General features: G+C 48.6%; 15 protein-coding genes. 1 reads left to right on the forward strand and 14 read right to left on the reverse strand.

The window, feature by feature from the left end; genetic code table 11:
* Positions 1-343: 343 nt before the first annotated feature.
* The 14 genes from VNQ80_RS04370 to VNQ80_RS04435 all read right to left on the reverse strand — a co-directional run bounded on the left by VNQ80_RS04370 (position 344) and on the right by VNQ80_RS04435 (position 13,051).
* A complete protein-coding gene (locus tag VNQ80_RS04370) occupies positions 344-1,261 on the reverse strand; it encodes a WD40 repeat domain-containing protein (protein ID WP_325636236.1) in 918 nt (305 codons plus the stop codon).
* 13 nt (positions 1,262-1,274) lie between these two features.
* Positions 1,275-1,925, reverse strand: coding sequence for a bifunctional phosphoribosyl-AMP cyclohydrolase/phosphoribosyl-ATP diphosphatase HisIE (gene hisIE / locus VNQ80_RS04375; protein ID WP_325636237.1), 651 nt, complete (start codon positions 1,923-1,925; stop codon positions 1,275-1,277).
* Positions 1,926-2,678, reverse strand: coding sequence for an imidazole glycerol phosphate synthase subunit HisF (gene hisF, locus VNQ80_RS04380; protein WP_325636317.1), 753 nt, complete (start codon positions 2,676-2,678; stop codon positions 1,926-1,928).
* 5 nt (positions 2,679-2,683) lie between these two features.
* Positions 2,684-3,433: a 1-(5-phosphoribosyl)-5-[(5-phosphoribosylamino)methylideneamino] imidazole-4-carboxamide isomerase gene (locus tag VNQ80_RS04385; RefSeq protein ID WP_325636238.1), complete on the reverse strand. Its 750-nt coding sequence runs from the start codon at positions 3,431-3,433 to the stop codon at positions 2,684-2,686.
* A 24-nt stretch (positions 3,434-3,457) separates the two neighbouring features.
* The gene (hisH, locus tag VNQ80_RS04390; RefSeq protein ID WP_325636239.1) at positions 3,458-4,048 is read right to left on the reverse strand and encodes an imidazole glycerol phosphate synthase subunit HisH; all 591 of its coding nucleotides are present in this window, start codon (positions 4,046-4,048) and stop codon (positions 3,458-3,460) included.
* Positions 4,045-5,184, reverse strand: a complete 1,140-nt coding sequence (gene hisB / locus VNQ80_RS04395) for a bifunctional histidinol-phosphatase/imidazoleglycerol-phosphate dehydratase HisB (protein ID WP_325636240.1) — start codon at positions 5,182-5,184, stop codon at positions 4,045-4,047. The genes hisH and hisB overlap by 4 nt, the downstream gene beginning before the upstream one ends.
* Positions 5,185-5,279: 95 nt before the next feature.
* A complete protein-coding gene (gene hisC, locus VNQ80_RS04400) occupies positions 5,280-6,344 on the reverse strand; it encodes a histidinol-phosphate transaminase (RefSeq protein WP_325636241.1) in 1,065 nt (354 codons plus the stop codon).
* Between the two features lie 8 nt (positions 6,345-6,352).
* A complete protein-coding gene (locus VNQ80_RS04405; protein WP_325636242.1) occupies positions 6,353-7,264 on the reverse strand; it encodes a ribonuclease Z in 912 nt (303 codons plus the stop codon).
* A complete protein-coding gene (locus tag VNQ80_RS04410) occupies positions 7,261-7,644 on the reverse strand; it encodes an STAS domain-containing protein (RefSeq protein ID WP_325636243.1) in 384 nt (127 codons plus the stop codon). The genes VNQ80_RS04405 and VNQ80_RS04410 overlap by 4 nt, the downstream gene beginning before the upstream one ends.
* A 20-nt stretch (positions 7,645-7,664) precedes the next feature.
* Positions 7,665-8,615 carry a phosphoribosylaminoimidazolesuccinocarboxamide synthase gene (locus VNQ80_RS04415; protein WP_325636318.1) on the reverse strand — a complete coding sequence of 317 codons (951 nt, stop codon included), beginning with the start codon at positions 8,613-8,615 and terminating at the stop codon, positions 7,665-7,667.
* A gap of 73 nt (positions 8,616-8,688) precedes the next feature.
* On the reverse strand, positions 8,689-9,654 hold the full coding sequence (locus tag VNQ80_RS04420) for a PhoH family protein (RefSeq protein WP_325636244.1): 966 nt from the start codon (positions 9,652-9,654) through the stop codon (positions 8,689-8,691).
* A gap of 152 nt (positions 9,655-9,806) precedes the next feature.
* Positions 9,807-11,633, reverse strand: coding sequence for an ABC transporter ATP-binding protein (locus tag VNQ80_RS04425; protein WP_325636245.1), 1,827 nt, complete (start codon positions 11,631-11,633; stop codon positions 9,807-9,809).
* Positions 11,634-11,688: 55 nt separating this feature from the next.
* Positions 11,689-12,231, reverse strand: coding sequence for a hypothetical protein (locus VNQ80_RS04430; protein ID WP_325636246.1), 543 nt, complete (start codon positions 12,229-12,231; stop codon positions 11,689-11,691).
* Between the two features lie 40 nt (positions 12,232-12,271).
* Positions 12,272-13,051, reverse strand: coding sequence for an SAM-dependent chlorinase/fluorinase (locus VNQ80_RS04435; protein WP_325636247.1), 780 nt, complete (start codon positions 13,049-13,051; stop codon positions 12,272-12,274).
* 216 nt (positions 13,052-13,267) lie between these two features.
* On the opposite strand from VNQ80_RS04435, the gene VNQ80_RS04440 reads away from it, so the two are divergent.
* Positions 13,268-14,200 carry an NAD(P)-dependent oxidoreductase gene (locus tag VNQ80_RS04440; RefSeq protein ID WP_325636248.1) on the forward strand — a complete coding sequence of 311 codons (933 nt, stop codon included), beginning with the start codon at positions 13,268-13,270 and terminating at the stop codon, positions 14,198-14,200.
* The last annotated feature ends 7 nt before the right edge of the window (positions 14,201-14,207 follow it).

The following is a 14,207-nucleotide window of genomic DNA, read 5'->3' on the forward strand; positions in this document are numbered from 1 at the left end:
TGAAGTCAACCCCTTCCAGTGGCTCAAACACACCCTGGAAAACATCATGGCAATCAACCATAAAAACTTAAAGGACCTCTATCCGCAGAACTATAAAAAAATGGTTCAGGAATCAAATATGTAGTTCATAGGGCGGATACGGCGCATCTCCTCCCTTCTACTTCGTAAAAACCTATCACCAACTTCTCTTTTTTCAGGGAGATTATAGGGACTTCCTAGGGATTTCCTAGGGACTTTATAGGGGGAAACCCCAAGAAAGCACCTATTACCTATGTATAAACTTAGTGTTACTGCGAGAGTTGGTCATGCGTTGGGGATAACTTGGAAAGAGGCTGGGATTAACTTACAACGTGACATCCCACACCATGGCACGCTTATCGTCGCTCACGGAAACCAATTGATTCTTAAAGGGATTCCATACGATATCATTGATGGATAGGAAATGGCTATCGAAGCCTTTTTCGAAACTGATTGCGCGCAAAAGCCTGAAGTCTCCCGCTGCCCAGATTTTGATGCTCTTATCGCGGCTGGCAGTGGCAAAAACAGGCAACGTGGGGTGGTAGGCAATGGCATACACCGTAAACAGGTGTGGCGTAAAGTCTTTCACCAACCCAAAACCACCCACGTCGAGCACGTGGAGTTGCGCGTCGCGTCCGCCAGTGAGCAAGTATCGGCCATCTGGCGAGAAAGAAAGGGATGTAACCGGCCGGGTATGTGCCGTCAGTTCTTCCACAAATGTGTGGTCTACCGCATTATAAAGCTTGACATGCCCCTCTTTCGTGCCGAATACCACCCACCGTTCATCGTTGCTGATGGCAATGGTGCGTACCGTTTGGTCGGATACCTTAAAGTGGTACAAAAGGTCAAATGTGCCCGTATTCCAAATCGATACGGTGCCGTCTTCGGAAGAGACTACTAGCTCAGGCTTACTGCTGAACGATTTGATGGCAAAAACCGGGCGCTGATGGTGCTCAAGGCGGGTAACCAGCCGCTGGGTTTGCGTGTCTACGACGTGTACCTTCCCATCTCTGGTGCCGATGGCGAGTAACGTTGAATTCGCAATAAGATGCAGGGCATATACCGAAAATTGGACGGGGTATAAGATCCGCTCGAAGGCCATGGTCTCCACGTTCCATTGCACAACGCCCTTGTCATTCCCGGCGGTGAATACGGTTACTGGATCGGAACCGTTCTCAACGGCAAATATCGGGTTCTGATGCCCCGATAAGGTACCCGCTTTTTCGATTTGAAGACTGTACATATTTTCATCACTCCTATCGATGCCTGCTCTCCAAATTCTTTGCAATCACCTCAAGTGGTATATTTTTCTCCCGTAACAGCACGAGTAAATGGAACACCAGATCAGAAGCTTCATTCACGAAATCGACTTCCTCCTCGGCGAGGGCTGCAATAACCGTTTCCACGGCCTCCTCACCTACTTTCTGGGCAATTTTGTTCACCCCGCGCTCGCGCAACCTGTTTACATATGAATCGGCCGTAGGAAATTCGTAACGGTTATCGATGATTCGTAGGAGCTCGAAGATGAAATTATGGTTGTATGGGGTATTGAAACAACTCCTGCTCCCCGTATGGCAGGTTGGGCCTTTGGGTTGGGCCTTAATCAAAATCGTGTCTTTATCGCAATCGATATGAGTGCTCACCACCTCCAAGAAATTGCCGCTCTCCTCGCCTTTAGTCCACAGCCTGTTTTTACTTCTGGAAAAGAAGGTAACACGCCCGTCTTGCTGTGTTTTCTGCCACGCTTCTTCATTCATGTAGCCCAACATCAGTACTTCCAGGGTTTGTACATCCTGTATGATAGCGGGAATCAAGCCATCACTCTTTTCGAAGTCTATTTGTTCGTTCATTTGTTTTTCTGCTCTTTGCGTTTCTGCCGTTTGCTCTTCGCCTTTCTGCCAGGGCAACTACCGAACGGCAATCCCGTGCTGCCTCAATTCATCTTTCAGCGCTGGAATCAATATTTCACCGTAATGGAATACCGACGCTGCTAGCGCGGCATCCACGTTTGCTTGCTGGAACACGTCGACAAAATGTTGTTTGTTACCTGCCCCACCAGAAGCAATGAGCGGAATGGACAGTTCATCGTTGATTACTTTTAAAAAACTACAGTCGAACCCATTCTTCGTACCATCGTGGTCCATCGATGTCAACAAAATCTCTCCGGCCCCACGGCGCTCCGCCTCCTTTATCCATGCTTCCGTTTCGATGTCTGTCTTCAGCCTACCGCCATTGAGGTGTACATAGTTTTTCCCATCTACGTTTCGGGTATCCACCGCTACCACGACGAACTGCTTGCCGAACGCCGCCGCTAGTTGGTCGATCAATGCCGGATTCCGAACAGCTGCAGAGTTGATTGATATCTTATCGGCCCCCGCGTGCAGCAACACGTCGGCATCGGCCAGTTCATTGATCCCGCCACCGATAGTAAAGGGAATATTGATTTGCCGTGCTACGGCTTTTACCAATTCTACCGTCGTTTTGCGCCGCTCATGGGTGGCCGTAATATCCAAGAACACCAGTTCGTCTGCTCGCTGGCGCGAATATTGCCAGGCCAACTCGACGGGGTCGCCGGCATCGCGTAAATCAACAAAATTAACCCCTTTAACCGTACGGCCATCTTTGACGTCCAAGCAGGGTATAATACGTTTTGCTAACATGCTACCTAAAAGCGAATAAGCGATTTCAGGTTCCATGCTTTTATTTCCTCGATGGTAATGTGGTTTTCATAAATGGCCTTACCGATCACGCAGGCTTCCACATGGATGGCATCGAGGTCTTTCACGTCGTCCATCGAACTGATGCCCCCCGAGGCGATGAGCTTGATGATGGGCGAGTGGTCCATCAACTTTCTGTAAAGCTCCACTCCTGCACCGCCCAACTTACCGTCTTTATTGATGTCTGTGCATAGGAAACGGAAAAAACCAAGTGACAGGCACCGGTCGATATAATCCAGCAGCTTCACCGGCGAACTTTCCATCCAACCGGAGTATTTGATCACTTCATCCAACACATCAATCGCGATGACCACGTGGTCGGCATATTTATACTTACCACGGTTAAGGTTGCTCAGTTCATCCAGAAACGCCGGGTTAGTGATAGCTTGCGTGCCTACCACCACCCGGTGGATACCCGCGTCAACGAGTTCCTGTACTTTCTCGATACTCCGGACACCACCACCGTATTGTACCTTCATATCCGTCTTACGGACGATATCAAACAGGTACGTTTGATTGGTGAAGTCGCCTTTTGCACCGTTGAGATCAATAATGTGCACGAATTCGGTGCCATTTGATTGGTACCGCTCAATCATTTCTTCGAGACTCACTTCATAGATGGTCGCGTCGTCATAATTGCCCTCGCGCAAGCGGACCACTTTCTTGTCTAAAACATCTATTGCCGGAATGATATACATAATTCTCTTTTGGGGGTTGATTTACTATAATCTTGAAAAATTCAATAACAACCGCTCGCCTGCTTCACCTGACTTCTCAGGGTGGAATTGCACGCCGAAGAAATTCCGATTCTGCAGTGCGGCAGAAAACGTTAGCCCATATTGGGTATAAGCGGCGGTAAAAGTAGCATTATATTCAATAAAATAAGCGTGTACAAAATAAAAATACGCATCTTTTCCCACATTGTCGAATAATGGGCAATCGTTTTCCGGGAACACCCGATTCCAACCCATGTGGGGCACTTTCCCTGGAATGCGGCTTTCGAAATGTAACGTTTTCAACGGCACCACATTCAACAGCGAACTATCGCCTTCTTCAGAGTATTGCGTGAGTAACTGCATGCCCACGCATATACCCAATACGGGTTTGGTAAGCTGACCAACATATTTCGCTAACCCAGAAGCCTCCAGTTTGCGCATAGCAGCACCGGCATGCCCTACGCCGGGAATGATAATCCGGTCGTAGTTATCCAGTTCATCGGCCTGATTGACCATCCCATAGGGGATATCCAACCGGTCTAACGCCGCCTTCAACGAAAAGATGTTACCCGCGCCATAATTGATGATCCCTGTCATAAAACCCCCTTCGTGCTCGGCAATTCCATGTGTTCTGCATCCCGCCGCACCGCTTTTTTTATCGATTTGGCAAATGCTTTGAAAATCGCCTCTATTTTATGGTGTTCGTTTTCACCTTCGGCCTTGATATTCAGGTTACATTTCGCCGCATCCGAAAAGGACTTAAAGAAATGGAAGAACATTTCCGTAGGCATATCCCCTATTTTCTCACGTTTGAACTCGGCATCCCACACCATCCAGCTCCGCCCGCCGAAATCGATGGCTACCTGCGCCAAGCAATCATCCATTGGCAGGGTAAACGCATACCGCTCGATGCCGCGTTTATCACCCAGGGTTTTAGCCATAAGCTCACCCAATGCAATCCCTGTATCTTCGATGGTGTGATGCTCATCGATGTGCAGATCGCCTTTTGCCGTTATGGTCAAATCAATATTGCCGTGCCGGGCGAGCTGGTCGAGCATGTGATCAAAAAAAGGCAACCCCGTAGCAATGGCTGACTTACCCTTGCCATCGAGGTTCAACTTGATGAAAATATCGGTTTCGTTGGTCTTCCGGTGGTGTTCGCCCGTACGTTCGCCCAACTTCAAAAACTCGTAGATTGCTTGCCAGTCGGAGGTTTCCAGCGCCACCACAGACTCATCAATTTGATGTGCCTCAGCGGCACCCAGTGTATCGTCGTTCCGTAGCCAGATGGCCTGTGCGCCAAGGTTCTGTGCCAGTTTGACATCATTTATACGATCGCCGATGACAAATGAATGGGCGAGGTCGTAATTCGCCGTATCAAAATAGGAAGTCAGCAGTGCGGTCCCCGGTTTGCGCGTGGGCGCATTTTCATGCGGAAATGTACGGTCGATGTGTTCGGCGGCAAAAGTTACTCCCTCGCCTGCAAAGGTATCGACAATAAAGCGATGCACGGGCCAGAAGTTCTCCTCAGGGTGTGAATCGGTACCCAAACCGTCTTGGTTTGATACCAGAATCAATTCGAAATCGAGCTCCCGCGCAATACGTGGCAAATATTGCAACGCCCCCGGATAGAATTTCAACTTGGCAAAGGAGTCTATTTGCTCGTCTTCCGGTTCGATGATCAGTGTACCATCCCGGTCTATGAATAATGCTCGTTTAATTGTGTTTGACATTTCTATTTCTTATCGCCAAAATCTTATCGTACGGATGTTCTGCGGTAATAGCCCGCTAAATTCATAAAAATTTACGAGCTCTCGGCAATACCGTCTCAATTTGCAGGTCGGAAGCGCCCCAACGCCGCTAATAGCAACGTGTTTTCCGCTGGTGTACCCACCGTAAGCCGTAAGCAACCCGCACATAGTTCCACCTTAGATCGATCGCGCACAATGATACTTTCGCCGACCAAGTATTCGTACAATGCTCGCGGATCGCTGGTTTTAACCAGTATAAAATTGGCATCGGAAGGATATACGTGCGTTACAAACTCAAACGACCGTAAATTTTTCGAAAGCTTTTCGCGCTCAGCGACGGTGGTTTTTATCCAATCGTTTACCTGATCAACACGGTCCAATGCGGCCAATGCCAGTTCTTGTGTAACTTGGTTAATGTTGTACGGTGGCTTAATCTTATTGAATACTTCGATGATTTCCTCGCTGGCAAAGGCCATGCCCAGCCGCAGTGCGGCCAGCCCCCACGCCTTCGAAAGAGTTTGCAACACCACCAGGTTGCTGTATTCCGTCAATTCCTGGATGAATGTCTTCTGCCGGGAATAATTGATATATGCTTCATCGATGACCACCAGCCCGTTGAAGTTGGCCAAAACTGTTTCAACATCTTCCCGGTGCAACGAATTGCCCGTGGGGTTATTTGGCGAACAAAGAAAGATGATCCGGGTGTTCGCGTCAATCGCCTCAGCAATGCCCTCTAGATTGAGTTGAAAATCAGTAGTAAGATTTACCCGCTTGGTCGCTACATCGTTGATGTTGGCCGACACTTCGTACATACCGTACGTGGGCGGCGTAAGGACGACGTTGTCGATACCCGGACGGCAAAACGCGCGGAAAAGAATATCAATCGCCTCATCGCTCCCGTTGCCCAGAAACATATTGCGGGCCGGCACTCCCTTAATGGTGCTCAGCTTCAATTTCAGTTGATGCTGCAGGGGGTCCGGATAGCGGTTTAAATGGCGATCGAGCGGCGACCCGAACGCGTTTTCGTTTGCGTCCAGCAATACGGATGCTTCGCCTTTAAATTCATCGCGCGCCGAGGAGTATGGCGTCAGTTGCCGTATATTTTCACGTAGTAATCTAGTCAGATCAAATGTCGTTGTCATCTATGAAATTAAATAGGATACCAATTCCCTTCCAATGCTAACAGGGCGGCCGGAAATACCGATCTGCTCTCCTGTAGCAATGGCTTCAAATCTTTATATCTTGCCGAATAATGCCCGATAAGTAGCTTCCTCGCGCCCACTTCGACAGCAATCTCTGCTGCCTGTAATGCGGTGGTGTGATATGTGGCCACCGCCCGATCGAGCATCTCGTGTAGAAATGTCGCTTCATGGTATAGCATGTCGACCTGCTGGATGTACGGGAGGTAACTCGACGTCCTTACGGTATCTGAACAATAGGCGTACCTCCGCGGCGGGTTTGGTGCAATGGTCAAATCTTGCCAACGGTGTATTGTCCCGTCGGGAGCGCTATAATCCTGTCCCCTCTTTATTGATGGCAGTTGGGTGGCGGGTATTCCAATAGCCGCAACTTTATCCCGATCAATTGCCGGGAGGCGCCTTTTTTCATCGAAGCGGAAACCCGTACAGGCTATGCGGTGGCTCAACGGAAACGAACTCACCCGCACGTTCTCATTTTCAAACACTACACTTTCTGTTTTATCCTGTGTAGTGTGTACATACAGCGGATACCGCAGTTCGGTCTGCGAATACAAAAAATGCAGGTCGATGATTTCTTCCAAACCCGGTGGCCCATACACATGCAATTCATCCTTACGCCCAACGAGATGCATGGAAGAAATAAGTCCGATTAAGCCTAGGTAATGGTCACCATGCAAATGGCTGATGAAGATATGTTTAATACGATTGCCCTTAACGCCGTATTTGATCAATTGCACTTGAGTGCCCTCTCCACAATCCACCAAATAAAGTTGTTCGTTAACATTGATGAGCTGTGCAGTAGGATGGCGACCATAGATGGGCGTTGCGGAGCTACTTCCTAATATCAATACATCAAACCTCATCCCTCTTCGGCGGCACCCCGTAGGTCCCGTTCCAGCTCCTTCGAAAATATCATATCTTCGGCTTCGGCCGTATTTGGCGCGACGGTAAAGACACCATCCAGCTTACAAACGGAAATCAAGTTCTTAATCCGCTGGTTTGCACACGCCAATATAAATACACCGCCTGCCGTTTTACACATACGATGTGCCAAAAGTCCTGTACGTAATCCCGATGAGTCAGCATCTTTAACATGCGACAAATCAAGCACAATATTGCTCTGCCCACCAGAATTCCGTAACACAAACTCAGCCTTTATTTTGGGTGCCGAGTCACCATCCAACATCTCCACATGAGGCTGGACAATGACGTATTTTTCGTGTTTGTCAATAGTGAATTTCATTATTTCTTACTATCATCCTTTTAATCAACCAGTTCCTTAAGCGCTGTTTCTGTATTATTCGCTATCCGACCCAACAACTCCCCGCGCTCAGGATAGGTAAACTGCTCACCAGTGATGTGTTCGAAGAGCTCGATATACCTTTCAGAAATCGAAGATACGATTTCATCTGTCATTTCCGGCACCTGCTGGTTTTCTTTTCCTTGAAAACCATTTTCGATTAGCCATTTCCGCACAAATTCTTTCGAAAGCTGTCGTTGTGGCTTGCCTTCCCGTTGCAGTTGTTCAAAACCATCTGCATAAAAATAACGCGATGAGTCCGGAGTATGTATTTCGTCGATTAAGTGTATCGCTCCATCCCGTTTACCGAATTCGTATTTTGTGTCTGCTAAAATCAGACCTCGTGCAGCTGCCAGCGCTGTACCGCGCGCATAAAGTGCCTTGGTATAAGCTTCCATCTGGAGGTAATCGGCGGTAGAGACAATACCTTGTGCAAGGATATCGGCTCGGGAAATATCTTCGTCGTGCCCTTGGGCCGCTTTGGTGGTCGGCGTGATGATTGGTTGAGGTAATTGGTCATTTTCACGGAGCCCATCGGGTAGCCGTTCGCCACAAATCTCACGTTTGCCTGCCTGATATTCACGCCAGGCATGGCCAACCAGATAACCACGAATAACCATCTCCACCTTGAACGGCTGGCATTGGTAACCGATGGTTACACAGGGGTCGGGCACACTGATTACCCAATTGGGTACAATGTCTTCGGTTGCTTTCAAGAACTTAGCCGCAATTTGGTTGAGCACCTGACCTTTATAAGGGATAGCCCGGGGTAATACCACATCAAAAGCCGATATCCGATCGGTGGCGACCATGACCAGGTATTTCTTCCCAATCGTATACACATCGCGGACCTTGCCCCTATAAAAGGCCTGCTGCCCTTCAAAATGGAAATTTGTTTCTTTTACGGTATTTATCATGAGTTGGAAGTTTGATGATTTGAGAATTAGTCGTCACATCGGCAAATCATCGAATCGGTACATCAGCAAATCAAATGTCGCCATAAGCAGCCAGTATCCGCTTGACCAATTTATGTCGTACCACGTCGCCACCGCTGAGATGAATAATATCGATCCCCTCAATGTCCTCCAGAAGCCGTAATGCCGTGGGCAGGCCGGATTGCTGTTTTTTGGGAAGATCAATCTGCGTAACATCACCGGTAACAATGAACTTCGCTGTGGGTCCCATCCGCGTAAGGAACATTTTCATCTGCATGTCGGTCGTATTCTGGGCTTCATCCAATATGACAAAACAATTGTCCAATGTACGGCCCCGCATAAACGCCAGTGGCGCTACCTCAATGGTTCGGTTTTCGAGAAACACTTTTAGCTTTTCGGCGGGAATCATATCGTCCAGCGCGTCGTAGAGTGGCCGAAGATACGGATCTACTTTTTCTTTCAGGTCGCCGGGCAGGAATCCGAGGTTCTCGCCAGCTTCTACAGCCGGTCTGGTGAGGATGATACGCCGCACCTCCTTATTGCGCAAAGCCCGTACAGCCAGTGCCACCGCTGTATAAGTTTTTCCGGTGCCAGCCGGTCCTATCGCGAACAAGATATCGTTTTGGAGAATACTCTCCACCATCCGCCGTTGGTTTGCCGTCCGGGCCTTTACAACGATGCCGTTGGGACCAAAGACAATGGGTTCACTGCCAGCACCCGAAGCTACTTTTTCACCATTTTTCCTATTCACGGCCCCAATCTCTCGGGGAGATCCTAAGATTGACTCCACATCGTTTGAGGTCAAGTTGTTATACCGCTCAATATGGGAAACGACCTTATCGAACTGGGTTTTAAACGATGCGATTTCCTGCTCATCACCCAATACCTTCACTTCATTGCCCCGCGCTACAATCTTTAACTTGGGAAACTGCTTTTTGAACACTTCAAAGTGTTCGTTCTGTGCACCCCACAACATGGCGGGATTTACATACTCTAACGTGATATTTAACTCGTTCAAATTTGTTTGTCAGCTATTTACCTTTATACGCCACTTCAATCCGCTGTTGCCGACATTCGCAGGTCATACAGCATTCAAACATAGATAAATTCCTTTTTATATGCAATATCTACCGCAATACAAAACCTTTAGGAGCAATCTTTCACAAGATGCTATTTGGCGGCAAGCTGCAGCTGGTATAAATGGTGGTACAGGCCTTCTCCTTTTCCCATAAGCGAATCGTGCGTACCTGAAGCAACCACTTTTCCTGCTTCGACAACCACAATTTGGTCAGCTTCACGAATAGTGGACAATCGATGGGCGATGATAATGGAGGTACGGCCCTTCATTAATTCCTCTAGCGCTTGCTGTACCTGACGTTCCGATTCGGAGTCGAGTGACGATGTGGCCTCATCGAGGATAAGAATTGCCGGATCTTTAAGCAAGGCACGCGCTATAGCAACGCGCTGGCGTTGACCACCTGACAATTTCACCCCACGCTCGCCCACCATGGTATCGTATCCTTTGGGGAAATCCATGATAAAATCGTGGGCATTGGCGCGCTGTGCGGCCGTGATAATCTCTTCTGCTTCGGCATCAAGCCTTCCATACGCGATATTCTCGCGGATAGTGCCACCAAACAACAGCACATCTTGTGGTACGATAGCCACCTGGCTACGGATATCCGTAAGGGGATAGTCATCTGCTGCCCGGCCATCGAACAAAATCCGCCCGCTATCGGGTTTATAGAATTGCAGCACCAAGGCTGCAATCGTGGATTTACCCGTCCCACTTGGACCTACAATGGCGAGTTTTTCTCCCGCCTGCACATCAAACGACACACTTTTCAGCACGGTGATTTCGCGGCGTGACGGATAAGCAAACGTAACGTTTTCAAACGCAATGGTACCCTCAATGGGGTTCTCGATGGTCTTTTCAGCTTGTAGCAACCCTGCATCCTCCTGTTGCTCGTCGAGGATTTCGATGACGCGCTCACTAGCACCGATCGCCTTTTGTATGTTGGCGTACAATTCGGGGAAGCTGCCCATTGATCCTGCGACAAATATGGAATAGAGAATGTAGGTAGTGAGGTCGCCCACGGAGATATCACCGGCCGACACCAAGGCCGATCCGTACCAGATTACCGCTACAACGGCACCGAAAAGACAGAAAATAATAAACGACGCAAATATACCGCGATAAGTAGCGCCCTTTACGGCTATTTTAACAACGGCTTGAAGCGACTTCGAATAGCGCGACGCTTCATAAGCTTCGTTGACAAAAGCTTTGACATTGTTGATGCCTTGCAGTGTTTCCTGCACCACCGTGTTCGACTCGGCCAGCTTATCTTGCGCCTGGCGCGATAATTTGCGGATGAACCGGCCGAATACGACGGCGACAACTACCAAAATGGGCAGTATGCTTAGGTTGAGCAGTGTTAGCTTCCCCGACACTACGAATAACAACGATACGCCACCGGTGAGTAGGATAATCTGCCGAATGATTTCGGCAAATGTCGTCGTCATCGTGTCTTGTATTTGCGATAAATCAGCGGATAGCCGGCTATTAAGCTCACCGACCCTCCGATTGGAGAAGAAGTCTAGGGGCAGGGTAATCAGGTTATGATAGGAATCTCTTCGGATATCCGCCAAGGATTTTTCCGCAACCTCTACAAAAAGACGAATCCGGAAAAAAGATACCAACGACTGGACAAATAGGATGACAAAAGAGATGGCCCCAATCGTGCGGATATCAGCAGGTAACCAATAGTAGCTCTGCTTATCCTGCGCAGCATCAATCATCGCCCCTAAAAGTGCGGGAAAGGTTAGTGCCGTGAGGCTGGAAAGAAAAAGGAAAACCATACCGACGATGAATTTACCCCGATAAGGCTTTAAATATGTCAACAGCTTACCTGCCTTTTTAAGCGTTGTTTTTGTTAGCTTCGGTTTGGGCAGGTCCTCCGATGGCGTATTCCCACTATTGAGCCGTTGTCTTGCCATGTACTATAATTAAAAATTATAGGGGCAAAAGTATAGACAATAATATGGACGGGTATCATGTTTTCGTCAATTTTTGGCGACGGATAACCAAGAATACACCAGCACCCATACCGACTAACGCAAAAAGAACCAGCAAGCCCTCATTGCGTTGATTAGATCTTTCGAGCTTATCGATATCAGCGGTTAAGCGTTCCTGTTCGCGCTGTAACTTGCTGATCGTTTTGATGTATCCATTAATGCGTCCATCAAATTCATCCGCCTGTTGGGCTACCTGCTCCTTTTCAAAATCTTTATAGTCTAGCAGCATCTTGGTCTCGCGGAAAATGTTATTATCTGTCAGTACAATCTGCTTCAAGATGTCAATAGACGCCTGCATATCTTTCTTGGTTTTTAGTCCGAAAATCCCTGTACGCTTCTTAAGGCTTTCGTCAAATTGGCCGAAGCGCGCGCTACGCTGTTGCAGCAATTCATTCACTTTTTGGCGCTGGGCTTCGTAACCGGCCGTGTCTGGGGCAGGTGGCTGGGCAGAAACGGCGGCTAGGCCAGGTAGCACCGTACCAAGCAGCCACGTCATGATGACAAGATAAGACAATCGCATGGGAAGTTATAGTCAAAAAACGGACCAAGATTATGGTAGATTACTTCCCAAATTCAAGACGGATAATGTCGCCTTTATTGAGCCCCAGCAGGCCGCTCGCATTCCCTTTATTAATGGCGATCTCCAAATGGTCGCTGATTCCAAACAGACAAAGCTTTTCACCTTCAGGCACATCGTTATAATGCCAACTCATGTGGTCAATGGTTTCATTGCGCCTGAAATATAGGGTGAAGTTGCGGCTGCGCTGTACCTTATTGAACAGCTCTTTGCTGATGTTGCTGATGACATTGCCAAAGGAATCGATAAAAACCACACTGCCCCTCAGGCTATCTTTTTCAACGACAGGCTGTACCAACGTCCGGTCAACCACGTTGTCTACGGGATCGCCGATGTCGGCAAGCTTTCCCCCTTTTGCGAGGATACACGCTGCCTTGGCAAAAATATCGGTGAGCGGAAAATGCAGGTACTTCAAGTCCTGGATAATGTTTAACTCTACGGCTTCCTCAGGTGGACCGTCCAATATCAGTGAGAAAATACCATTATCGGCACCAACGAAATAATGGCCCTTGTATAACAGGGCAAGGTAACGAGTGTCTTGGTTAAATACCGAATCAATTCCGATTAGGTGAACGGTCTCCGTGGGAAAATACGGATAGGCATTTTTCAGCACAAAAGCAGCGTACTGGATGTCGAAAGGCGGAATATCATGCGATATATCGATGAGTTGCACTGCCGGAAACTGGCTGATAACGCTCCCTTTGAGTGCAGCTTGGTAAAAATCCTTATGTCCTAAATCTGTTGTTAAGGTAATGATACCCATACCCGCGTTTCTTGAATCGTTGCAAACTTAGATAAAGTTGCTATTATATCCAATTTATGCAACCGCCGTCATTTGATGCATCGTATCACAGGGGATTTGCAATTGGCCGCTGTAGACAAATCTTATCGCTGCGGTTGGACTCACAAACCAAAAGTATCCTTATCTTTGGCCAGGTTGGCTAGAAGGCAAACCATACTTCATTCAAACGTTTATTTGATGACTTCCACCCAATTAGCAAAAAAAATCTTAGTAACAGGAAGCAACGGCCTGCTTGGTCAAAAACTAACAGATTTGGCACTTGCCGATGATGGTATAGCACTGGTGGCTACCTCCCGTGGTGAGAACCGCCATCCGATCAAAGACGGTTATACCTATATCGACCTTGATATCCTCGAGAGCGACCGGTTACGGGCCGTTATTGCCGAGCATCGCCCGCAGACCATCATCAATACGGCAGCCATGACCAATGTCGATGCTTGCGAGCACGACCCGGATGGGTGCCAGAAGCTGAATATCGATGCGGTAGCAACGCTGATCGCTCTGTGCGAGGAATTCGGCATCCACCTGATCCATCTGTCCACCGATTTCATCTTTGACGGAAAGGATGGCCCTTATGCCGAACACGCCGAGCCCAACCCACTGAGCCGCTACGGCCAAAGCAAGCTCGATGCCGAATACCTTATCCAAGGGTCGCGCTGTAAATGGGCTATCTTACGCACCATATTGGTATATGGTGTGGTTGCCGACATGAGCCGTAGCAACATTGTACTCTGGGCAAAGGGAGCGTTGGAAAAAGGACAACCACTCAAGGTGGTCAACGACCAATGGCGTATGCCCACACTGGCAGAGGACTTGGCGCAGGCTTGTGTCCTCGCCGCAATAGCAGAGGCCGAAGGCGTTTTCCACATTTCAGGTAAAGATATGTTCGCCATCCACGAACTGGTAGCTGCGGTGGCCGACTTCTGGAGGCTCGACAAGTCGCTTATCCAGCAGGTGAGCTCGGCTACCCTGAGCCAGTCGGCACCCCGCCCAGCACGCACGGGTTTCGTACTGGATAAAGCGCACCACGTATTGGGGTATACTCCCCACAGCTTTACCGACGGCCTGGCCATCGTTGACCAGCAACTGGCGCAATTAGCACGCGAATGACACAAAC

This window comes from Parapedobacter sp. (genome assembly GCF_035556095.1).
In the GTDB taxonomy this organism is placed as follows: Bacteria; Bacteroidota; Bacteroidia; order Sphingobacteriales; family Sphingobacteriaceae; genus Parapedobacter.